At 65.1% G+C, this 21478-nt stretch carries 18 protein-coding genes; 9 read left to right on the forward strand and 9 right to left on the reverse strand.

All coding sequences use genetic code 11. The annotated features are described in order from the left end of the window. Nucleotides 1-45 precede the first annotated feature (45 nt). Nucleotides 46-1107: an ABC transporter ATP-binding protein gene (locus ACQR13_RS07130; RefSeq protein ID WP_315827388.1), complete on the reverse strand. Its 1062-nt coding sequence runs from the start codon at nt 1105-1107 to the stop codon at nt 46-48. 300 nt (nt 1108-1407) lie between these two features. Between ACQR13_RS07130 and ACQR13_RS07135 the strand changes: the two genes are divergently transcribed. The 7 genes from ACQR13_RS07135 (at nt 1408) to ACQR13_RS07165 (ending at nt 7977) form a co-directional block, all read left to right on the forward strand. Further along, the gene (locus ACQR13_RS07135; RefSeq protein WP_315827387.1) at nt 1408-2487 is read left to right on the forward strand and encodes a LacI family DNA-binding transcriptional regulator; all 1080 of its coding nucleotides are present in this window, start codon (nt 1408-1410) and stop codon (nt 2485-2487) included. Nucleotides 2488-2625: 138 nt separating this feature from the next. Further along, entirely contained in the window at nt 2626-4449 is a 1824-nt protein-coding gene (locus ACQR13_RS07140; RefSeq protein WP_316235090.1) for an IlvD/Edd family dehydratase, read from the forward strand. 141 nt (nt 4450-4590) lie between these two features. Further along, nucleotides 4591-5325 carry an SDR family oxidoreductase gene (locus ACQR13_RS07145; RefSeq protein WP_434862705.1) on the forward strand — a complete coding sequence of 245 codons (735 nt, stop codon included), beginning with the start codon at nt 4591-4593 and terminating at the stop codon, nt 5323-5325. Between the two features lie 115 nt (nt 5326-5440). Next, nucleotides 5441-6187: an SDR family NAD(P)-dependent oxidoreductase gene (locus ACQR13_RS07150; protein WP_315749726.1), complete on the forward strand. Its 747-nt coding sequence runs from the start codon at nt 5441-5443 to the stop codon at nt 6185-6187. A 201-nt stretch (nt 6188-6388) separates the two neighbouring features. Further along, the gene (locus ACQR13_RS07155) at nt 6389-6778 is read left to right on the forward strand and encodes a GFA family protein (protein ID WP_315714464.1); all 390 of its coding nucleotides are present in this window, start codon (nt 6389-6391) and stop codon (nt 6776-6778) included. A gap of 55 nt (nt 6779-6833) precedes the next feature. Further along, nucleotides 6834-7514, forward strand: coding sequence for a site-2 protease family protein (locus ACQR13_RS07160; protein WP_315714465.1), 681 nt, complete (start codon nt 6834-6836; stop codon nt 7512-7514). A 61-nt stretch (nt 7515-7575) separates the two neighbouring features. After that, a complete protein-coding gene (locus ACQR13_RS07165) occupies nt 7576-7977 on the forward strand; it encodes a hypothetical protein (protein WP_315714962.1) in 402 nt (133 codons plus the stop codon). 21 nt (nt 7978-7998) lie between these two features. On the opposite strand, the gene ACQR13_RS07170 is transcribed toward ACQR13_RS07165, so the two are convergent. The 7 genes from ACQR13_RS07170 to ACQR13_RS07200 form a co-directional block, all read right to left on the reverse strand. Next, nucleotides 7999-8787, reverse strand: coding sequence for a cell envelope integrity protein TolA (locus ACQR13_RS07170; protein ID WP_315714466.1), 789 nt, complete (start codon nt 8785-8787; stop codon nt 7999-8001). A 16-nt stretch (nt 8788-8803) separates the two neighbouring features. Continuing rightward, entirely contained in the window at nt 8804-9271 is a 468-nt protein-coding gene (gene exbD, locus ACQR13_RS07175; protein ID WP_315714467.1) for a TonB system transport protein ExbD, read from the reverse strand. 6 nt (nt 9272-9277) lie between these two features. Beyond that, complete coding sequence (gene exbB / locus ACQR13_RS07180; protein WP_434862706.1) at nt 9278-10216, reverse strand: tonB-system energizer ExbB; 939 nt, start codon at nt 10214-10216, stop codon at nt 9278-9280. A gap of 11 nt (nt 10217-10227) precedes the next feature. Beyond that, a complete protein-coding gene (locus ACQR13_RS07185) occupies nt 10228-10917 on the reverse strand; it encodes a Fe2+-dependent dioxygenase (RefSeq protein WP_316172022.1) in 690 nt (229 codons plus the stop codon). A 2-nt stretch (nt 10918-10919) separates the two neighbouring features. Next, nucleotides 10920-13340 carry a TonB-dependent receptor gene (locus tag ACQR13_RS07190; RefSeq protein ID WP_315714470.1) on the reverse strand — a complete coding sequence of 807 codons (2421 nt, stop codon included), beginning with the start codon at nt 13338-13340 and terminating at the stop codon, nt 10920-10922. 259 nt (nt 13341-13599) lie between these two features. Then, entirely contained in the window at nt 13600-13860 is a 261-nt protein-coding gene (locus tag ACQR13_RS07195) for a hypothetical protein (protein WP_315749715.1), read from the reverse strand. 377 nt (nt 13861-14237) lie between these two features. Beyond that, complete coding sequence (locus ACQR13_RS07200; RefSeq protein WP_315749714.1) at nt 14238-14699, reverse strand: MarR family winged helix-turn-helix transcriptional regulator; 462 nt, start codon at nt 14697-14699, stop codon at nt 14238-14240. 158 nt (nt 14700-14857) lie between these two features. On the opposite strand from ACQR13_RS07200, the gene ACQR13_RS07205 reads away from it, so the two are divergent. Together ACQR13_RS07205 and ACQR13_RS07210 are read left to right on the forward strand one after the other, a co-directional pair. Then, entirely contained in the window at nt 14858-16027 is a 1170-nt protein-coding gene (locus ACQR13_RS07205) for an efflux RND transporter periplasmic adaptor subunit (RefSeq protein WP_315714473.1), read from the forward strand. After that, complete coding sequence (locus ACQR13_RS07210; RefSeq protein ID WP_316191186.1) at nt 16024-19164, forward strand: multidrug efflux RND transporter permease subunit; 3141 nt, start codon at nt 16024-16026, stop codon at nt 19162-19164. Before ACQR13_RS07205 ends, ACQR13_RS07210 begins: the two co-directional genes overlap by 4 nt. Nucleotides 19165-19182: 18 nt before the next feature. Here the strand turns inward: ACQR13_RS07210 and ACQR13_RS07215 are convergent, their stop codons facing one another. After that, on the reverse strand, nt 19183-21462 hold the full coding sequence (locus tag ACQR13_RS07215; protein WP_316202153.1) for an arylsulfatase: 2280 nt from the start codon (nt 21460-21462) through the stop codon (nt 19183-19185). Nucleotides 21463-21478: the final 16 nt, after the last annotated feature.

The raw sequence follows: 21478 nt of genomic DNA on the forward strand, positions 1-21478 counted from the left end.
ATTTTGCTTGTTTTGTTTGTTCTGTCGTTGCGTCGAGCGGCCGGCTCAAATCCTCCGGCCGCTATCCTTGTCGAACAGATGCGCCGCCGACGCCCGCGGGCGCAAATGGATCTTCTCGCCGGGATTGACCTCGTGGCGATCGCGGAACACCGCGATGATGTCCTGGGTGCCGATCCGGGCGACGATCTGCGTCTCCGAACCGGTCGGCTCGACCACGACGACCTCGGCTTCGATGCCGTCGCTGGCGAGCTCGAGATGCTCGGGCCGCACGCCGTACACCACAGGACGACCGTCGGAGGCCGCCGGCGCGGCGAGGATCGGCAGCCTGGCGCCGTTCTCGGTCTCGACATAGACCGACCCATTGGACTTCAGGTGGCCGTTGAGGAAGTTCATCGCCGGCGAGCCGATGAATCCGGCCACGAACTGGTTGTCCGGCTTGTCGTACAGATCGAGCGGCGAGCCCATCTGCTCGACGATGCCGTCATGCATCACGACGATCTTGTCGGCCATCGTCATGGCCTCGATCTGGTCGTGGGTGACGTAGACGGTGGTGGTCTTGAGACGCTGATGCAGCTCCTTGATCTCGGTGCGCATCGCGACGCGCAGCTTGGCGTCGAGGTTCGACAACGGCTCGTCGAACAGGAACACCTGCGGATCGCGCACGATGGCGCGGCCCATTGCGACGCGCTGGCGCTGGCCACCGGAGAGCTGGCGCGGATAGCGGTCGAGCAGCGGCGTCAGCGCCAGGATCTCGGCGGCGCGCGCGACGCCCTTCTTGATGTCCTCCGGCCGTGCGCCGCGCAGCTTCAGCGAGAAGCCCATGTTGTCGGCGACCGTCATATGCGGATAGAGCGCGTAGTTCTGGAACACCATCGCGATGTCGCGCTCTTTCGGCTGCACGTTGTTGACGACGCGCTCGCCGATCGAGATGGTTCCGGCGGTGATGTTCTCGAGCCCTGCGAGCATGCGCAGCAGCGTCGACTTGCCGCAGCCGGACGGCCCGACCAGCACGACGAACTCGCCATCCTCGATCGGAATCGTCACGCCGTGCAGCACTTCGAATCCGCCGAATGATTTGCGCACGTCGCGAATTTGCACCGACGACATCAATTTCCTCCTCAAAGACCGACAGCATTGGCTGCTTGCCGGCGGCATTCTGACCGTTGTTCTCGGCCGTTTGATCAGGCCGCTTGTCGTTTTGTAGTCCTGGTCGTGCAGTCTTGTTCTTGGTGGTCTTGTTTTTGATGGTCTTGTTGGCTCTGGTCGTTCCGACCGGCTCCGAAACAGGGCCAGTGCGGCCGACATTGTCCGCAGTTCAGTTCGCTTCCGCAATGCCTCGCTTAGCAACCGCGTGATAGCGCTGTCAATATCGCTTGTGTACCAGACCGCCTATGCTATGAGCGAGGCATGGGACGGAAACGCATCGAGCCGGGCAAAGTCCGGCTGACCGAAGTTGCGGCACTGGCGGGCGTCAGCCCGATCACGGTGTCACGCTTCTTCCGTAATCCCGACACGGTCTCGGCCGGCCGCCGCACGAGGATCGAGAGTGCCGCCAAGGAGCTCGGCTATGTGCCGAACCTCGCCGCGCGCGCGCTCGCATCGCAGCGCACCGAAGTGATCGGCGTGCTGATACCGTCCCTCACCAACAACGTGTTCTCCGACGTGCTGCGGGGCATCTATGATGCGTTCGAAGGCAGCCGCTACAGCATCCAGCTCGCCAACACCCGCTACAGCGTGTTGCAGGAGGAGCGCCTGCTGCGGTTGTTCCTGATGCAGAAGCCGGCCGGCCTGATCGTGACCGGTCTCGACCAGACGGCGGAGAGCCGGTCGATCATCCAGGCAGCGGACTGTCCCGTCGTGCAGATCATGGAGCTCGGCGCCAACCCGATCGACATGATGATCGGATTTTCGCACGTCGATGCCTGTTTTGCAGCCATTTCACACCTTCTCGCGCAGGGCTGCCGTCGCATCGGCTTCATCGGCGCCCGCATGGACCCAAGGGTGCAGCGCAGGCTGCAGGGCTATCAGAACGCGATGAAGGAGGCCGGCTTGTTCGACCCGCGTCTCATCGTCACGGCGCCTGTTCCGACCTCGACCACAATGGGCGGCAGCCTGTTCTCCGATCTGCTGATGAAGGCGCCGGATCTCGACGCCGTGTTCTGCGCCAACGACGATCTCGCGCTCGGCGTGCTGTTCGAATGCCAGCGCCGGCACATTGCGGTACCCGAGCAGATCGCGATCGTCGGCTTCAACGACATGGAATTCATGGCCGCGGCGGTTCCGACGCTCACCAGCGTGCGTACCAATCGCTACGAGATGGGTCGGCGTGCGGCGACGATGATCATGGACGCCGTCGAAGGCCGTCCCGTGGCGCAGCGCGTCGTCGATCTCGGCTTCGAGGTGATCGAACGGCAGAGCTCGACCTTGCAGCGCGCCGCCGCAAGTCCGCAGCCCGCGTCGGGGCGCGCTTCCGGAACAAAATGGTAGCGCAACCAAAAGCCATGAACTAGAACCACTCGAACCAACGACGACTTGAACGAAAGACGTAGGCGATCTTCGACAGCGGGCCGATAGCGCGCAGACGACGGACCGGCCTCGCCACGTTTGCACTGCGGGAGAAAACACATGACGAACTCGAACGGGCATGCCGGCAACGGCGCTGACAAAAGCCGCAAGCTGCGCTCGCAGGCGTGGTTCAACGATCCGCACAATCCGGGCATGACCGCGCTCTATCTCGAGCGCTATCTGAATTACGGCCTGACCCGGGCTGAGCTGCAGTCGGGCAAGCCGATCATCGGCATTGCCCAGACCGGCAACGATCTCTCGCCCTGCAACCGCCACCACATCGAGCTGGCGCACCGCGTCCGCGAGGGCATCCGCGCCGCCGGCGGCATCGCGATGGAATTTCCGACCCATCCGATCCAGGAGACCGGCAAGCGCCCGACGGCCGCGCTCGACCGCAACCTCGCTTATCTCGGCCTGGTCGAAATCCTGTTCGGCTATCCGCTCGACGGCGTGGTGCTGACGACCGGCTGCGACAAGACGACGCCGGCCTGCCTGATGGCCGCGGCAACCGTGAACATCCCCGCCATCGTGCTGTCGGGCGGCCCGATGCTGAACGGCTGGCACGAGGGGCAGCGCACCGGCTCCGGCACCGTGGTGTGGAAGTCGCGCGAGCGGCTCGCCGCCGGCGAGATCGGCTATGAGGAGTTCATGGAGATCGTCGCCTCCTCGGCGCCGTCGGTTGGCCATTGCAACACCATGGGCACGGCGTCGACGATGAATGCGCTGGCCGAGGCGCTCGGCATGTCCCTGCCCGGCTGCGCCGCGATCCCCGCGCCCTATCGCGAGCGCGGCCAGATCGCCTACGAGACCGGAACGCGCATCGTCGACATGGTGTGGGAAGACCTGAAGCCATCCGACATCCTGACACGCAAGGCGTTCGAGAACTGCATCGTCGCCAACTCCGCGATCGGCGGCTCGACCAACGCGCCGATCCACATCAACGCGCTGGCGCGCCATGTCGGCGTCGAGCTCGATATCGACGACTGGCAGAAGTTCGGCCACGACGTGCCGCTGCTCGTCAACATGCAGCCGGCCGGCTTCTATCTCGGCGAGGAATTCCATCGCGCCGGCGGCGTGCCGGCCGTGATCGGCGAGTTGATGCGGCACAAGCGCATCCACGAGGACGTCATCACCGTCAACGGCCGCAGCATGGGTGAGAATTGCCGCGAGGCAGCGAAGCCCGACGGCGACGTGATCTGGTCCTACGACAAGCCGCTGGTGAAGGATGCCGGCTTCCTGGTGCTGCGCGGCAACCTGTTCGATTCCGCGATCATGAAGACCAGCGTGATCTCCAAGGAGTTCCGCAACCGCTATCTCAGCAATCCGAAGGACCCGAACGCCTTCGAGGGCCGCGCCATCGTGTTCGAGGGGCCTGAGGACTATCACGACCGCATCGATGATGAGCAGCTTGCGATCGACGAGCACTGCGTGCTGTTCATCCGCGGCGCCGGTCCGATCGGCTATCCCGGCGGCGCCGAGGTCGTGAACATGCAGCCGCCGGCGGCGCTGATCAAGCGCGGCATCCTGTCCCTGCCCTGCATCGGCGACGGCCGGCAGTCCGGCACCTCGGGCTCACCGTCGATTCTCAATGCGTCGCCGGAGGCCGCCGCCGATGGCGGGCTCGCAATCCTCAAGACCGGCGATCGCGTGCGCATCGACCTCAACAAGGGCTCGGCCAATATCCTGATCTCGGACGAGGAGCTTGCGAAGCGGCGCGCCGAGCTGAAGGCCAAGGGCGGCTTCCCGCACCCCGCCAACCAGACGCCATGGCAGGAGCTCTATCGCAACACCGTCGGCCAGCAGGCCACCGGCGCCTGCATGGAGCTTGCCACGCGCTATCACAACATCGCCGGCACCGTGGGTGTGGCAAGGCATAATCACTAGACCCAACTGCCGTCATTCCGGGGCGCGCGAAGCGCGAGCCCGGAATCCATACTCCCGATCGTGGTTATGGATTCCGGGCCCATCGCTTCGCGATGTCCCGGAATGACGATAACTAAGAAGCCAATTCCCAAGGGAGACCCCATGTCCGACCGTCTCAAGGGCAAGCGCGCCTTCGTCACTGCCGCCGCTGCCGGCATCGGCCGCGCCTGTGCCATTGCGTTCGCGCGTCAAGGCGCCACCGTATTCGCCACCGACATCGATGAGAACGGCCTGAGCACGCTGAAGAGCGAAGGCATTGCCGAGGTCGCGACGCTCGACGTGCGCAACACCACGGCCGTGAACGCGATGGCCGAGCGGGTCGGCAAGGTCGAGATCCTGCTCAATGCCGCCGGCTTCGTGCATAACGGCAAAATCCTCGACTGCTCCGACGACGACTGGGATTTCTCGTTCGATCTGAACGTCAAGTCGATGCATCGCACGATCCGCGCCTTCCTGCCGAAGATGCTCGATCAGGGCGGCGGCGCCATCGTCAACATCGCCTCCGCCGCGGGCGTGTTCAAGGCGGCACCGAACCGCTACGTCTACGGTGCGACCAAGGCGGCCGTGGCGGCGCTGACGCGCTCGGTCGCAGCCGATTTCGTCGGCAAGAAGATCCGCTGCAACTGCATCTGCCCGGGCACGATCGAAACGCCCTCGATGCTGGGACGCGCGGCCTCGGCCGGCCCGAACGGGCTGGAGATGTTCATCTCGCGCCAGCCGATGGGCCGGCTCGGCACGGCGGAGGAGATCGCCCATCTCGCGGTCTATCTTGCCAGCGACGAGAGCGCGTTCACGACCGGCGTCGCGCATACCATCGACGGCGGCTGGACGCTGTAGTTCTGCTCCGTCATTCCGGGGCAGCCCGCAGGGCTGAACCCGGAATCTCGAGATTCCGGGTTCGCGCTGCGCGCGCTCCGGAATGACGACAACAAAGATCGACCGGGGAAACATCATGAACCACATCGACCTTACCAACCGCTGCGCCGTGGTCACCGGCGGCGCGCAAGGTTTTGGCCGCGCCATCACCGAGCGCTTCAAGTCGTCGGGCGCGAAGGTTGCGATCTGGGATCACGACATCGCGCTGGCGGAGAAGACCGCGCAGGCGATCGGTCCGGAGGTGCTGGCGCTGCAGGTCGACGTCACCGACACCAAAGCGGTCGAAGGCGCCCGTGACGCGACGCTGGCCGCGTTCGGCAGCATCGACATCCTGGTCAACAATGCCGGCATCGCCGGCATCAACAAGACGGTGTGGGAGACCGATCTCGAGGAGTGGCGCAAGGTGCTGCGCATCAATCTCGACGGTCCCTTCATCTGCGCCAAGGCGATCGTGCCGGTGATGCTGAAGCAGGGCTATGGCCGCATCGTCAACATCGCCTCGATCGCCGGCAAGGAGGGCAACCCGAACGCTGCGCACTACTCCGCGTCCAAAGCCGGCCTGATCGCGCTGACAAAGTCGCTCGGCAAGGAGCTGGCGCAGCACAACATCACGGTCAATGCGGTGACGCCCGCCGCGGCGAAGACTGCCATCTTCGACCAGATGACGGAAGCGCACATCAACTTCATGCTGTCGAAGATCCCGAAAGGCCGCTTCGTGCTGGTGGAAGAGCTCGCCGCGCTGGCGTCGTGGCTCGCCTCGGAAGAGTGCTCGTTCTCGACCGGCGCCGTATTCGACATTTCCGGTGGCCGCGCAACTTATTAGTCGGCGTGCCGATCGATAGAGCCCGTCCTCACCGAGAAATCGTCATTGCGAGGAGGCGAAAGCCGACGAAGCACTCCAGAGCTCCTCGCGCGGCCCTGGATTGCTCCGCGGCGCCGCTGCGCTCGCAATGACGGCGATAGGCAGAACCGTTCCGGTACTGCTGACGATCGCGAGAGATCATGACCAGTTGGAGGTCCCACCATGACCCACCACGGCGGCTGCTTCTGCGGCGCGGTGCGCTTCCAATGCACCGGCGAGCCGATCAACGTACGCGTCTGCCACTGCCGCAACTGCCAGCGGGCGACGGGCGCGCCGTTCTTCGCCCGCGCGCTGTTCGCGCACGACGCGCTGACGATCACCGGCGAAACCGCGCGCTTCCCCTCCTCCGACGCGCTCGATCGCATGTTCTGCCCGCGCTGCGGCGTCAGGCTGTTCTCATGGCGCAGGACGCGCCCGGTTGTCGGCGTGGCCCTGGCCTGCTTCGACGACCGCAACGCCTTTGCCCCGACCGAGCACATCTGGGTCTCGGAAAAGATGGATTGGGTGCAGCTCAGCGACGGCCTGCCGCAATTTCCGGAGAATCCCGCGTAGCATCGGGGAACCATCGTGCCTATGTAAGGCGGTAACGCGTCCGGAACCCCGATCCTTGAACATCTCGCTCTACGGCATCTCCGTCTGGATCCTGCCGATCATCATCGCCATCACCTTTCATGAGGCTGCTCACGCCTTCGTCGCCTGGCGGTTCGGCGACGACACCGCGTTGCGACTCGGTCGCGTCAGCTTCAACCCGCTCAAGCACATCGATCCGTTCGGCACCGTCCTGCTGCCGGGCATGCTGCTGCTGTCCGGCTCGCCGTTCCTGTTCGGCTACGCCAAGCCGGTGCCGGTCGATTTTCGCAATCTGAAGCCGCTGCGCGCCGGCATGGTGATGGTGGCGCTGGCCGGACCGGCCACCAACATCGCGCTGGCGCTGGCGGCCGGACTGGCGTTCCACGCCCTGCCGCTGGTTCCACCGGAGGCGGCGCGGTGGGTGGCCAGCAATCTGTGGAATATTTTCTCGTTCAACATCCTGCTCGCCGTGTTCAACATGCTCCCGATACCGCCGCTCGATGGCGGCCGGGTCGCGGTGGGCGTGCTGCCGGCGGCGCTGGCGCGGCCGCTTGCCCGGCTCGAGCCGTATGGCATGCTGATTCTGATCGGATGTCTGATCCTCCTGCCGCTGGCGGGTTCCCAATTTGGTCTCAATCTTGATCTCGTGTCGGGGCTGCTCCGCGCCACGACCGATTCTCTGAAGCAGCTGCTTCTGCTATTGACGGGTAATGTCTAGATCTACCCGTCAGGGATGGTAACGAACGAGCCCCGAGGCACTCTTGGTCAAAGCCGCTGACATGATGATCGCACGCCGCGCCGACACCCGCGCCCGTGCCGATTTCGCGACCTGGAAGATGATCGCCAAGCTGAACGGCGCCTCCGGCCTGCCGCCGGCGGCGCAGGACTTCCTGGCAAGCTACAAGGCCCGCCTCGGCGACATGCCGGAGGACGAGGCGACCGAGGCCACCATCCGCGAGATGTACAAGGCCTATTATGCCGAGATGGGCGGCGGCGGCGCCCCGCCCGAGGTCAAGCCGGTCGCCGCCGAGCCGGTGACCGGCAATGTCACCGCCTTCCGCAAGCTGCCGCCGAAGAAGGCGGCGCAAAGCGGGACGACCGCTCCGCGCAAGCTGCCGGTTGCGCTGATCTTCGCCGCGCTCTGCGTGGTCTACGTCGGAGTCAGGCTGTATTGGCAGTGAGGTCAGCCGAACCCCACCCGCTCATTTCGGCGGGTTGAACTTGACCGGCAGGATGAAGGAGAACTCGTCGTCGGTGAGGCCCGCGGGAGGCTTTGGCACGGGATCCGAACGGCGGACCATGCTGAGGGCGGCCTGATCGAACTCCGGATCGCCGGACGTTTCCTTGACGTCCACCGAGACGACACGGCCGAGCCGATTGAGCACGAGCGCCAGCTTGAGCTGGGCAGCGGCCTTCTTTCCGGATGGATACTTCTTGTGCAGTTCGAAATAGGCGCTGATCTTGCGGCCCCAATTGGCCGTCAGCCTTTGCACGTCCTTGCCGATACCGGCATTTGGCGCTTTGGTCTTCTCGGCTTCAGGAACCTTCTCGTCCAGGGCCTTGCGCGCGCTGTCTTCGGAGGCTTCCTGCGCCTCCGACGCCTGTGTCTGGACCGTCGCGACCTTCTGCTCCTCGGTCGGCTTCTTCACGTCAGAGGTCGTGACCTCGCGGTCGGCCTCCTCGGTCGTGGTCGGCACATCCTTCTGCAGATCGGTCTGCTCGACCTCGGCCTTCTGCTCCTGCATCTGCGGAGCGGCGGTCTGCGCTACCGAGTCCTGTCCGACCGGAACCTCGTCGTCCTCGACCTTCGGCGAGCCCATATCGATGTCGATGACCTCGGCGCCCGCCGCGCCGAGGCCGCCGGCGTCCTCGTCGTCGTTCAGATGCGTCAGCGCCAGCGCGGCCCCGCCGACATGCAGGATCAGCGCGCCCATGATCGCCAGAAACCAGAGACGGCGCGAGGGGGAGTGCCCGATGTCGAGGTCGCTCATCACAAGCCGGCGCTCCTCACGGCTGCGCGGGCTGGGCCGGCGGCACCTGCACGGCCGCGGCAGGCGGCGCTTCCAGCGCCACCAGCTTGATCTTGGTGTAACCGCCGGCGCGCAGCAGTTCCAGGACGCCCATCAGCTCGCCATAGGGCACCAGCTTGTCAGCGCGCAGGAAGATCGGCCGGTCCTTCGGCTGATCGGTCATGGCATCGAGCTCGCGCACGAGATCGACGCGCTTGACCAGATTTTCCCCGATCGCCAGCGACAGGTCCGGCTTGATCGAGACATAGGTCGGCTTGTCCGGCTTCTTCTGCGGCGTGGCGCTCGAGGACGGCAGGTCGATCGGCAGGTCGACGGTCGAGAGCGGCGCGGCCACCATGAAGATGATCAGCAGCACCAGGATGACGTCGATGAACGGCGTCACGTTGATGTCGTGGGTCTCGTCGAAATCGTCGTCGAGATCGCCTTCGGAGAGCGAGACGGCCATCCTCGGCTACTCCGCCGCCCGGACGTGAAGGCCGGTATGGCTGCGATCGAGATCGCGCGACAGCAATCGTCCGGTGGTGCCGGAGGCGCGGTTGACGAGCTCGAGATAGCCCTTCGTGACCCGCGAGAAGTGATTGTAGATGATCACGGCCGGAATCGCCGCGGCCAGACCGATCGCGGTCGCCAGCAGCGCTTCCGCGATGCCCGGCGCGACCACCGCGAGGTTGGTGGTCTGCGATTTGGAAATGCCGATGAAGCTGTTCATGATGCCCCAGACGGTGCCGAACAGTCCGACGAAGGGCGAGATCGCACCGACGGTGGCAAGCAGGCCCATGCCGGTGCGGACCCGGCGCGCTTCGGCGCGAACGATCTCGGTGAAGCTCGAGGCTGCGCGCTCCTTGATGCCCTCGTCACTGCCGAGCCCGGCCGACAGCCGTGCCTCTGATATCGCAGCCTGCAGCAGCAATGCCGCGACGGTCTTGCCTTGACCAAGCGCAAGATGGGCCTCGGCCAGCGACTTCGCCCCGGTCAGCTTGCGCAGCGCGCCGACCAGCCGGCGGCGCAGGACGGAGAATTCGAGGCTCTTGGCGATCAGGATCGTCCAGCTTGCGATGGAGGCCAGCGCCAGCATGATCATGACCGCTTTGACGACGATGTCGGCCTTGAGAAACATGCCGAACGGCGACAGCTCGTCCAGCCCGGTGGTCACCGACTTGCCATTGCGGGCGCCGGTCTCGATGCCCACCGGGGCGGCAGCCGTTGGGGCGACCTGTCCCGACGCGGGAGGGGCCATCGTCAGGGCTGTGCCCGGCGCCGGCGCGGACAGATCGGTCGAGACCGCCGGGGCGGACCTGGCCGGCTCCTGCTGCGCATGTGCAGGTAGCCCCGCAGCAACAGACAGACATGACAGGACGATTGCAAACCTAACGAGGAACGATGTCATCATATCTCGGCCCATTAGACCTCGGCCCATTGCCGGATCAGATTGTGATAGATGCCGGTCAGCTTGACAGCATCGGGATCGTCCCTCCCGAGGCGGTCAGCCAAGCTCTGGATCGCCGCGTCCAGATCGAAGATCATGCTCCGGACGTGGGCATCCCGTATCATGCTCTGCATCCAGAAAAAAGAGGCGACCCGGGCGCCGCGCGTGACCGGCGTGACCATGTGAAGGCTCGATGACGGATACAGCACCGCGTGCCCCGCGGGCAACTTGACTTCGTGCGAGCCGTAGGTGTCCTCGATCACAAGCTCGCCACCGTCATAGCTGTCGGGCTCGGCCAGGAACAAGGTCATCGACAGATCGGTGCGGATGCGCAGGCCGGTCAGCGGATCGCCGCGCACGGCATTGTCGACATGGATGCCGAAATGGTCGCCGCGCGAGGCGGTGTAGCGGTTGAACAGAGGCGGAAAGATCTGCAGCGGGATCGCCGCCGACAGGAAGCGCGGATTCTTCGTCAGTGCCGTGATGATGCGCTTGCCCAGCACCCGCGCCGCCTCGCCGTCGGGCGGCAACTGCTCGTTGCGCTTGACCATGGCCGACTGCGCCCCGGCCGTCGAGCGGCCGTCCTCCCAATCCGCCTCATCCATGACGCGGCGGAAGTCGGCGACCTCGTCTTTCGACAGAACGTCCGGGATGCAGATCAGCATGATCAGAACTTCGCAGTGGTGACGATGTAGAAGGCGCGCCCCGGGGCCACGGCGACGAACGGCACCGCGCTCCGATACAGCGTGTCGTAGTACAGCTTGTTGGTCAGGTTCTGGGCATAGAGCTTCATGGTCCAGTTCGCGTCGAGCTTCTTCTCGACGAAGGCGTCGAAGCGCCAGTAGCTCGGCAGCTCGTTGCCGGTGTTGGCCGCGAAGGTGCCGCCATAGACCTTGGAGCGGTAGACCGCCTGCCCGCCGATCTCCCAGCCATTATCGAGCTTGTACTTCGACAGCATGCTGAACGACTGATGCGCGATGTTGGCGAGCTGCAGGCCGATGTTGGAGGCGACGCCGCTCTGCGTGACCTTCGACTGCATCAGCACCAGGCCGCCGAAGATGCTCCAGCGATCGGTGAGCCTGCCTTCGGCCTCGATGTCGATGCCCTGGATGCGGTAGGCCGCGCCCGAGGTGAGCAGGCCGCCGACGGTCTCGCGGGCATTGTCCTTGGTGGTCTGGAACAGCGCGGCCGAGACCAGCAGATGGCGGTCGACCAGCTCCCATTTGGTGCCGAGCTCGGCCGCCTTGTTGCGCTCGGGTCCGAGCAGGACCGCGGTGTTGGCGGGCACGCCGCCGTAATCGGTGCCGGTGGCGTCGAGTTCGGAGCCGAACGGATTGGCCGAGGTCGCATAGGCCGCGTAGATGCTGCCGATCGGCATCGGCTTGTAGACCAGGCCGACATTGTAGTTGACCAGGTCGGCGTTCATCTTGAGGTATTTCGGCGAATTGGTCGACGAGCTCATGTTGTAGCCGTCATAGCGCACCCCACCGTTCAGGATGACCGTGTCCTGCCAGTTGGCCGTGTCCATGACGTAGACGCTGTTGGTGTTGACGCCGTAGCGCGTCGGGTTGCCGATCAGCGACGGCGTATTGCTGAATGGGATGTAGGTGTATTGCGGCGAGTACACGTTGACGCCGGTAACCGCGCCCGAGCTGGTCGAGCCGCCGCCGAACAATTCGGACGAGAGTCCGGTGTAGCGATCGATCGAGATGTTCTCGTTCGAGAACTCGGTGCCGAGCACCGCGGTGTGCTTGACGCCGCCGGTATCGAGCTTGAACGTCGCATCGTTCTGGTTGGCCCACACGTCCACCGTCTGGTAGCGGCTCTGTGCGCTCGCCGTCGTGGTCCAGAGCAGCGGATTCGGGCTGGTCGTGTTGGGGCCTTGCGGCAGCGTGCCGATATAGTTGAGAAGCGAGTGCTCGCCGCGGAACTTGCTGCTGAGGGTGATCGCCTCGTTGACCTTGTACTCGGCTGCGGCAGTGCCGAAATCCTGCCGCGCGGTCTGGAAGTCGCGATTGAGGAAGCCATACCAAGTGCCGCGCGGAATGCCTGCCGAGGTCACGGGGACGTTGCCCTGCTTGTAGTAGGGCACGCCGAAATCCGGATAACCCGACAGATCGGTATGGACATAGTTCGTCGTGATCTTGAGATCGTCGATCGGCGTCCACTTGGTCGAGAGGAAGGCGCCCCAGCGGTCATCGGTGACGAAGTTGCGCCCCGCCACATTGGAGTCCTGGAACAGGCCGCCGGTGCGCACCGAGAAGGTCGGCGAGATCACCTGGTTCACGTCGAGCGTGACGCGCTTCTGCTGGTCGGTGCCGAACTCGGTATCCATCCGCTTGAAGTTCGTATCGCCAGCCTGCTTGGTGACGATGTTGATGGCACCGCCGGCGGTGCCGCGGCCGGCATAGGACGAGGCCGGACCGCGCAGGATCTCGATCTGCTCGGTGAAGAAGTTCTCGCGGATCGACACCGCGGGATCGCGGATGCCGTCGATGAAGACGTCGTTGCGGGCATCGAAGCCGCGAATGAAGAAGCGGTCGCCGAACGCATTGCCGCCCTCGCCCGAGCCGAGCGTGACGCCGGCGGTCGAACGGCCGATCTCCTTGAGCGCGGTGACGTGCTTGTCGGCAAGCACTTCCTTGCTCATCACGGTGATCGTCTTCGGCGTGTTCAGGAGCGGCTCGGGAAACTTGCCCGACGCCTGCACGCGGTTGACCTTGTAGGGCTCGGCTGCGTCCGCGTAGGGGTTGGCGTCCGGCGCGGACAGTCCGCCTGCGTTCGGGAACGCCACCGCGGCCTGCTGCGCCGCCTGCTGACGGGCCGCCGCGCGGCGCAGGGCATTGCGCGCGCGGACCTGCTCGGCGGTCGGCTTGGAGGACGTCGGCTTGGCCCGCGCGATCGGCGCATCGACGTTGACGGGCGGCAGGTCGGACGCCGGTTGCGCCTCGGCCGACGACATCGATGCCACCGCCATCAGCCCGGCCACCGCCGACACCTTGGTGACGGAGGGCCCCTCTCCGCGTCCGTCATTGAACCTCATCGCTGCGACCCCACGCAGCGAACGCGGTGCTATCACCTGTCCCATTTTATTTTCACGCGCCCCAGATCTTCATTCCACATCGCTTACGCGGATCATTCGCAGTGCGACGATGTGTCGTTGGTATCGGGCGCGTTTCAGGGGGTCAATTTGAGGAGCCCTAATTTGGCCTTGAATAGTTCCAGATCAAAACAATTCTAAAAACGCTCAACTAACAACATGCGGAACTTGAAATCGTTCTAAACAGCGCGATTTGACTCGCGCTGCCGTCGAATCAGCACCGCGTCGGGCGTAACCCCGGCGCAGGTCAGTTCGACGAGCCAGCCGGCTCGTCGGGGCTCGGCGGCTTCATCAGCGAGAACAGCTCGTCCACGGTCTGCACCGCGATCTGGCGCACGCGATCGGAATCATCGATCCCCGCGATCCGCACGCCCTTGACGACGGCCCTGATCTCATCGCGAAAATCGGTCAGGAAGCGCAACGGATCGCGCTGCTCGTTGGCGACGCGCGCGATCAGGCCGGTGACCAGGATCTGGCACGCGAGCATCTTTCCATTCAGTTCTTCCATCGTGAGCTCCCCATTCGCTATCGTCGCACGGCGCATCGTCGGCGACGCAGCCTCGCTCCGGTTGAATCCTGCCGCGGCCCGACGGCGCCATGACGGCGGCCGGACTCATCGGCTTCTAATCAGCTCCCATCGGGCGCGACAAGACGGCGAGAATAGGTCGGAGTGCGGCATTCGCACGAGAGACCCGCGCGGCCGGCGAATGGTCCGGCGCGGCGCGCCAGCCGACGATGGCGGCAGAGGATCGCCGCAGACCGCCCTGCTCTCGCGCAGGCCACGCCGCGGCAACGGCAAGCTTCCCCGCCATTTTTCGCACTCAAGATGTTTTATTATACGACGCAACTCAAAATGGGATCAGAACGGTCTGCGCCGCGGCTCGGCTATTTGAGCGCCACCTCGGCTTTCGGATCGGACAGCGTCTTGATCCGATCCTTCAGGTCCCTGAGCGTGGACAGGCTGGTGGCGACGGCCTCGTCCGGAATGTCGTGCAGAACGTCGCCGGCGATCGCATCGCGCAGCTCGTCGAGATCATCGACGAGCTCTCGTCCCGCGGCGGTGAGATGGAGACGGTTCGCGCGGCGATCCCTCGGATCGTGCCGGCGCTCCAGCAGCCCCTGCTCGACCAGCCTGTCGAGCAGACGCACCAGCGAAATCGGCTGCAGTTCCAGCACTTCTGCGAGATCGACCTGTGACATCCCCTCATGCGCGCGCAGCCGAAACAGCACCACCCATTGGGCGCGGGTGGTGCCGCGCTGTTTGGCACGATGATCAATATAGTTGCGCAGGATGCGCGAGCTTTCGACAAGCTGCGCAACGAGCTGACGTCTCATATCCAGCGACATGGCTGTGAACTCCCTTGCGCTTCCTCGAAGCTTGCCGATTGTTTAGGTTTGTCCACGCGCTCGTGTGTTTACACATTAATTGCGTGCGTACTATATCTGGCATGCTGGGAATGGTTTTAAAGACCGGTTATCCTGTTCGTCTCAGCATATGGGCCAGCATGAAGACATCACGAACCCTCGGTTGGATCCTGCTTGTCGCGGCTCTCGGCGGCGCCGGCTATTACGGCTGGCAGCGTCATCAGGGCGCCGAGGCAGCGAAGAAGACCGCTGAGCAGACATCGGCCCGACCGCAGGCGGTTCGGGTCTCGACCGTGCCGGTCGAGAAGACGGACTTCCCGGTCTTCCTCACCGGCCTGGGGACCGTGCAAGGCTTCAACACCGTCCAGGTCCGCACCCGCGTCGACGGCCAGATCGACAAGATCGCCTTCACCGAAGGCCAGCTTGTGAAAGAGGGCGACCTGCTGGTCGAGATCGACCCGAGGCCGTTCCAGGCCGCGCTCGACCAGGCCAAGGCCAAGCGGGCGCAGGACGAGGCCAATCTCAACAACGCCAATCTCGATTTGCAGCGCACCACCAAGCTCGGCGAGTTCGCGACCCGGCAGCAGCAGGACACCCAGCGCGCCACCGTCGCACAGCTCACGGCACAGATCGCCGCCGACGACGCCGCGATCGCCAATGCCCAGACCCAGCTCAGCTACACCCAGGTCAAGGCGCCGATCTCCGGAGTCGCCGGCCTCCGCCAGGTCGACATCGGCAATATCGTCAACGCCTCGAGCCAGACCGGCATGGTCTCGATCGCGCAGATCGAGCCGATCGCGGTGATCTTCACCGCGCCGGAGGAGCAGTTGCCCTACATCAACGAGGCGCAGAAGACCGCTCCCTTGAAGGTGATCGCGTTCACCACCGACGGCAGGAAGCAGCTCGCCGAGGGCAAGCTGATGGTCGTGAACAACCAGGTCGACACGTCGAGTGGAACGATCCGGCTGAAGGCGGTGTTCGACAACAAGGACCACGTGCTGTGGCCCGGACAGTCGGTCTCGACGCGGCTGCTGGTGCGGACGCTGAAGGATGCCACGGTGGTTCCCGACGACGCCGTCCAGCATTCGACCAACGGGCTGTATTCCTACACGGTGAGCCCGGACAGCAAGGCCGAGCTGCGCAAGGTGAAGGTCGGCGTTTCGCTCGATGGCCGTACCGTCGTCGAAGAGGGGTTGACCCCCGGCCAGCAGGTGATCACCGGCGGTCAATTCAAAGTTCAGCCAGGCTCGGTCGTGACCACCGCGGTGGCCAGCTCGGAGCCGGCGCCAGCTAAGGTCCGGCAGGAATGAACGGCGGCATCTCGGCACCCTTCATCAAATACCCCATCGGCACCTCGCTGCTGATGGCAGGTATCCTGTTCATCGGCCTGGTCGCCTACCCCCTGCTGCCGGTCGCACCGCTGCCGCAGGTCGACTTCCCGACCATCCAGGTGACCGCCAATCTGCCGGGCGCCAGCCCTGAGACCATGGCGACCTCGGTCGCCCAGCCGCTGGAGCGGCAATTCGCACAGATCCCCGGCATCGCCCAGATGACATCGACCAGTTACCTGGGCACCGCATCGGTCACGATCCAGTTCGACCTGAACCGCAACATCGACGGCGCCGCCAACGACGTCCAGGGCGCCATCAACGCTGCCTCGGGCCAGTTGCCCAAGACCCTGCCGTCGCCGCCGACCTACCGCAAGGTCAACCCGGCGGACGCGCCGATCCTGATCTTGTCCGCCACGTCCGAGACGCTGCCGCTGACGACGGTCTCCGACTCCGTCGATGCGCAGCTCGCGCAGCAGATCAGCCAGATCTCGGGTGTTGCCCAGGTGATCATCGGCGGCCAGCAGAAGCCGTCGATCCGTATCCAGATCGACCCGGCCAAGCTGGTCGCCAAGGGCCTCTCGATGGAGGACGTGCGCAGCCAGATCGCGATCACCACGGTCGACAGCCCGAAGGGCAACATCGACGGCGAGCGTCGGGCCTACACCATCTACGCCAATGACCAGCTCACCGAGTCGAAGGACTGGAACGACGTCATCATCGCCTACCGCAATGGCGGTCCGTTGCGCGTCCGTGACATTGGCCGGGCGGTGACCGGGCCGGAGGATGCCAAGCAGGCCGCCTGGGCCAACGGCAAGCGCGGCGTGTTCCTGGTGGTCTTCAAGCAGCCTGGCGCCAACGTCATCGAAACCGTCGACAAGATCAAGGCGACGCTGCCGCGCCTGGTCGCGGCGATCCCGCCGGCCATCAAGGTCGAGCTGATGTCGGATCGCACGACGACCATCCGTGCCGCGGTCGAGGACGTCCAGTTCACGCTGCTCCTGACCATCCTTCTCGTGGTCATGGTCATCTTCATCTTCCTGCGCAGCTTCTGGGCCACGGTGATCCCGACGATCACCGTGCCGCTCGCGCTGCTCGGCGCCTGCGCGATGATGTGGGGGGTCGGCTATTCGCTGGACAACCTCTCGCTGATGGCGCTGACGATCGCGGTCGGCTTCGTCGTCGACGACGCCATCGTCATGCTCGAGAACATCTCTCGCTATGTCGAGGAAGGCGAGTCCCCGATGGCTGCCGCCTACAAGGGGGCCAAGGAGATCGGCTTCACCATTGTCTCGATCTCGATCTCGCTGGTCGCCGTGCTGATCCCGCTCCTGCTGATGGGCGGCATCATCGGGCGCCTGTTCCGCGAATTCGCGGTCGTGCTGGCGATGACGATCTTCGTCTCGATGTTCGTCTCGCTGACGTTGACGCCGATGATGGCCTCGCGTTTCCTGCGCGGCGGCCACCAGGCTCATGGCAAATTCTACCAATGGAGCGAGCGCGGCTTCGAGGCGCTGCTCAGGGCCTACGAGAAGGGATTGGACATCGCACTGCGCTGGCGCTTCGCCACGCTGATGGTGTTCTTCGCCTCGCTCGGCCTGTCGATCTACCTGTTCGTGCTGATCCCCAAGGGTTTCTTCCCGCAGCAGGACAACGGCCTGATCACCGCCGCGTCGGAGGCGTCGCAGGACATCTCCTTCAAGGCGATGCAGTCGCGCCAGGAGGCGCTGGCCAAGATCGTGCAGGATGATCCGGGCGTAGCCAGCGTCGCAATGGCGATCGGCGGTTCCGGCCGCGCCGGCAATACTGGCAATCTGTTCATCACTTTGAAGCCGCGTGACGAGCGTGATGCATCGGCGCAGCAGATCATCGCACGCCTGAGGCCGCAGCTTGAGAAGGTCGAGGGAGCCCGGCTCTACATGCAGGCCGCGCAGGACGTCCGCCTCGGCGGCCGGCCGTCCCGAACCCAGTTCGAGTTCACGCTGCAGGACTCCAATCTCGCCGAGCTCAACGAGTGGGCGCCGAAGATCCTGGAGAAGATGCGCTCGCTGCCGCAGCTGCGCGACGTCGCCACCGACCAGCAGGCCGACGGCACCACCGTGCAGCTCACGATCAACCGCGACACCGCCTCGCGGTACGGCATCTCGCCCCAGCTGATCGACGACACGCTGTATGACGCGTTCGGCCAGCGCCAGGTCGCGCAGTACTTCACCCAGCTCAACTCCTACCGCGTGATCCTGGAGATCCTGCCTGAGCTGCAGGGCAACATCGACACGCTCAACAAGCTCTACGTGAAATCGCCGACCACCGGCGACCAGGTGCCGCTCTCGACCTTCGCCAGTTGGACCAACGTGCCGGTGCGGCCGCTGTCGATCAGCCACCAGGGTCAGTTTCCGTCGATCACGATCAGCTTCAACCTCGCCCAGGGCGTTGCGCTCGGCCAGGCCACCGATGCGGTGCAGCGCGCGATGGTCGAGCTCGGCGCGCCGGCAACCTTGAACTCGAGCTTTCAGGGCACTGCGCAGGCGTTCCAGCAGTCGCTGTCGACCGTGCCGCTCTTGATCCTCGCCGCCCTCGTCGTGGTCTATCTGATCCTCGGCATCCTCTACGAGAGCTACATTCACCCGATCACGATTCTCTCGACGCTGCCCTCGGCCGGCGTCGGCGCGCTCGCGATCCTGATGGCGTTCGGCTACGATTTCAGCCTGATTGCGCTGATCGGCGTCATCCTGCTGATCGGCATCGTGAAGAAGAACGGCATCATGATGGTCGACTTCGCCATCGCCGCCGAACGTGACCAGCATCTGCCGCCCGAGCAGTCGATCCGCCAGGCCGCCCTGCTGCGGTTCCGTCCGATCATGATGACGACGATGGCCGCCCTGCTCGGCGGCGTGCCCCTGATGCTCGGCAACGGCACCGGCTCGGAGATCCGCCAGCCGCTCGGCTATGCGATGGTCGGCGGCCTGATCGTCAGCCAGATGCTGACGCTGTTCACCACGCCGGTCGTCTATCTCTATCTCGACAAGGTCAACAACGCCTTCGCGCGCTGGGGCCGCACGCATATCGACCACGAGCCCGAGACCGCGGCCGCAGGTCCGGTCAAGGAAGCGGCGGAATAGTCCGCCGCTTGTTGTCGCCTACTGCCGCGCCATCTCGGCGGTGGCGACGCCCTCGCCGTCCAGACTCTGTTCGTCCTGCATTGTCACGGTCACGTGGGAGAGCCGTCCGGTGAACGCAAACGGCGCCGCATAGTCCGACACCGGGCTGCCGCGGTCATGGCCGATGTCGAGCCCAGACCAGGAGATCAGCGTGTGGAAGGCGAGCTGCGTCGTCAGCGCGCCGGCCTCCTCGCCGTCGATCAGCAACGTGTACCGGCTCATGCCGGTGCGCGCGCCCTTGGCGGGCTCGGTCTGCCGCCTGAGACGTTCGACGCGGACACCCAGGCGATGCGATCCCGCCGGCACCGGGCGGGTCGAGCTGATGATCTCGTGCCGGCCGCCGATGTTGAGATCGTGCACGAGATGACCATCCTTGACGTAGAGGCTGTAGCCCGACGTCGCATCGCCATGGGCGATGAGCACGCCGGATGCGCCCTCTGCATCGATCTCGACGTGGGCCTCGATCAGATAGTCGCGACTGCGCACGTCGGGCGCGACGTCGGTCGGCACATGGCCCATGCCGGCGTGGAACGTAAAGCGCGTGCGCGCGCCGTGGAAACGCGCCGCGTTCTCGGCAAAGCGCGGGCCGAAGCGATCATCGAGCGGCAGCACCTGGTGCGCCTCCGCCTGCTCCCACCACCGCTTCACCAGTGCCGCGAGCCGCTCCGGCTCGGCGGCGGCGAGATCATGCGTCTCGGAGAAATCCTGCGTGAGATGAAACAGCTCCCATCTATCGTTGTCGAACGGCGTGCCCGACGGGTGAAAGGCCACCGCCTTCCAGCCGTCGTGCCAGAGGCCACGATGGCCGAACATCTCGAAATATTGCGCGACCTGCTTCGACGGTGCCGCCGGATCGGTGATCGAGGCGGCGAAGCTCACGCCCTCGAGCGGCATCTGCGGCACACCCGCGATCATGGCCGGCGCATCGATGCCGATCAGGTCGAGCAGGGTCGGCACGAGGTCGCAGGCATGGACGAACTGGTGGCGGATTTCGCCGCGCGCCGCGATGCGCTGCGGCCAGGAGACGATGAAGGGATCGCGGATGCCGCCGCCATGGGTGTTCTGCTTGTAGCGGCGCAGCGGCGTGTTCGACGCCATCGCCCAGCCATGCGGGAAGTTCGAGTGCGTATCCGGCCCGCCGATGTCGTCGATCCGCGCGAGCTTCTCGGCGATCGGCTCCGGTTTGAAGTTGAACGGTCCCATCGCGTTGACGAAGCCGAGCGGCCCGCCCTCCTGGCTGGCGCCATTGTCGGACATGACGATCACGAGCGTATTGTCGCGCTGGCCGGCCTTGTCGAGAAAAGCGAGCAGCCGGGCCAGATGCAGGTCGGCATGATCGAGCATACCGGCGAAGGCCGATTGCAGCCGGGTGAAGACGCGCCGCTCATCCTCGGAATGGGCCTCCCAGGGCTTCACGCCATCATTGCGCGGCGGCAGGTCCGTGCTCTCCGGCACCAGCCCCATCGCCTTCTGCCGCGCCAGCCGCTGCGCGCGCTCGGCGTCCCAGCCATGGGCGAAGACCGCGTCGTAGCTCTCGATGATGTCGTGCGGCGCCTGATGCGGCGCGTGGCAGGCGCCGAGCGCGAGCCAGGTCAACCATGGCAGCTCGGGCCGGTCGGCCGTGTGGTCGGCGATGAAGCAGATCGCCTGATCGACCAGGTCGGCAGTCAGGTGATAGCCGTCGGCGTAGCTGCCGGGCGGGCTGACATGGGTGTTGTCGAGCACCAGCTCCGGCGCATATTGATCGGTCTCGGCGTCGAGGAAGCCATAGAAGCGGTCGAAGCCGCGCCCCAGCGGCCAGCCGTCGAACGGCCCGGTCGCGCCGCTCTCGGTCAAGGGCGTGACGTGCCATTTGCCGACCATGTAGTTGCGATAGGCATGGGCGCGCAGCATCTCGGCCAGCGTCCCCGCCTCGCGCGCGATCTTGCCGCGATAGCCGGGATAGCCCGAGTCGAAATTGGCAAGGCAGCCGACGCCGACTGAATGATGGTTGCGACCGGTCAGGAGTGCCGCCCGTGTGGTCGAGCACATCGCTGTGGTGTGGAAGCCCGAATAGCGCAGGCCCTGCGCGGCCAGCCCGTCGATCGCGGGGGTGCGGATCCGCGAGCCGTAGCAGCCGAAATCGGAGAAGCCGACATCGTCGAACAGCACCACCAGGATGTTGGGCGCGCCCTTCGGCGGCTGCTGCGGCGCCGGCCACCAGGGTCTGGAGCCTGCGATGGTCCTGCCGATCCTACCGCCGAATGCGGGCTCGCTCATGCCTCGTCCTCCCTCT

This window comes from Bradyrhizobium sp. HKCCYLRH3059 (genome assembly GCF_051168035.1).
GTDB lineage: Bacteria > Pseudomonadota > Alphaproteobacteria > Rhizobiales > Xanthobacteraceae > Bradyrhizobium.

Coding starts and splice junctions, on each gene's coding strand:
- ACQR13_RS07185 (WP_316172022.1), bottom strand. CDS start 10,917: ATGCTGATCTGCATCCCGGACGTTCTGTCGAAAGACGAGGTCGCCGAC.
- ACQR13_RS07135 (WP_315827387.1), top strand. CDS start 1,408: ATGGGACGGAAACGCATCGAGCCGGGCAAAGTCCGGCTGACCGAAGTT.
- ACQR13_RS07215 (WP_316202153.1), bottom strand. CDS start 21,462: ATGAGCGAGCCCGCATTCGGCGGTAGGATCGGCAGGACCATCGCAGGC.
- ACQR13_RS07155 (WP_315714464.1), top strand. CDS start 6,389: ATGACCCACCACGGCGGCTGCTTCTGCGGCGCGGTGCGCTTCCAATGC.
- ACQR13_RS07205 (WP_315714473.1), top strand. CDS start 14,858: ATGAAGACATCACGAACCCTCGGTTGGATCCTGCTTGTCGCGGCTCTC.
- ACQR13_RS07165 (WP_315714962.1), top strand. CDS start 7,576: ATGATGATCGCACGCCGCGCCGACACCCGCGCCCGTGCCGATTTCGCG.
- ACQR13_RS07210 (WP_316191186.1), top strand. CDS start 16,024: ATGAACGGCGGCATCTCGGCACCCTTCATCAAATACCCCATCGGCACC.
- ACQR13_RS07195 (WP_315749715.1), bottom strand. CDS start 13,860: ATGGAAGAACTGAATGGAAAGATGCTCGCGTGCCAGATCCTGGTCACC.
- ACQR13_RS07140 (WP_316235090.1), top strand. CDS start 2,626: ATGACGAACTCGAACGGGCATGCCGGCAACGGCGCTGACAAAAGCCGC.
- ACQR13_RS07145 (WP_434862705.1), top strand. CDS start 4,591: ATGTCCGACCGTCTCAAGGGCAAGCGCGCCTTCGTCACTGCCGCCGCT.
- ACQR13_RS07190 (WP_315714470.1), bottom strand. CDS start 13,340: ATGGGACAGGTGATAGCACCGCGTTCGCTGCGTGGGGTCGCAGCGATG.
- ACQR13_RS07170 (WP_315714466.1), bottom strand. CDS start 8,787: ATGAGCGACCTCGACATCGGGCACTCCCCCTCGCGCCGTCTCTGGTTT.
- exbB (WP_434862706.1), bottom strand. CDS start 10,216: ATGATGACATCGTTCCTCGTTAGGTTTGCAATCGTCCTGTCATGTCTG.
- ACQR13_RS07130 (WP_315827388.1), bottom strand. CDS start 1,107: ATGTCGTCGGTGCAAATTCGCGACGTGCGCAAATCATTCGGCGGATTC.
- ACQR13_RS07200 (WP_315749714.1), bottom strand. CDS start 14,699: ATGTCGCTGGATATGAGACGTCAGCTCGTTGCGCAGCTTGTCGAAAGC.
- exbD (WP_315714467.1), bottom strand. CDS start 9,271: ATGGCCGTCTCGCTCTCCGAAGGCGATCTCGACGACGATTTCGACGAG.
- ACQR13_RS07150 (WP_315749726.1), top strand. CDS start 5,441: ATGAACCACATCGACCTTACCAACCGCTGCGCCGTGGTCACCGGCGGC.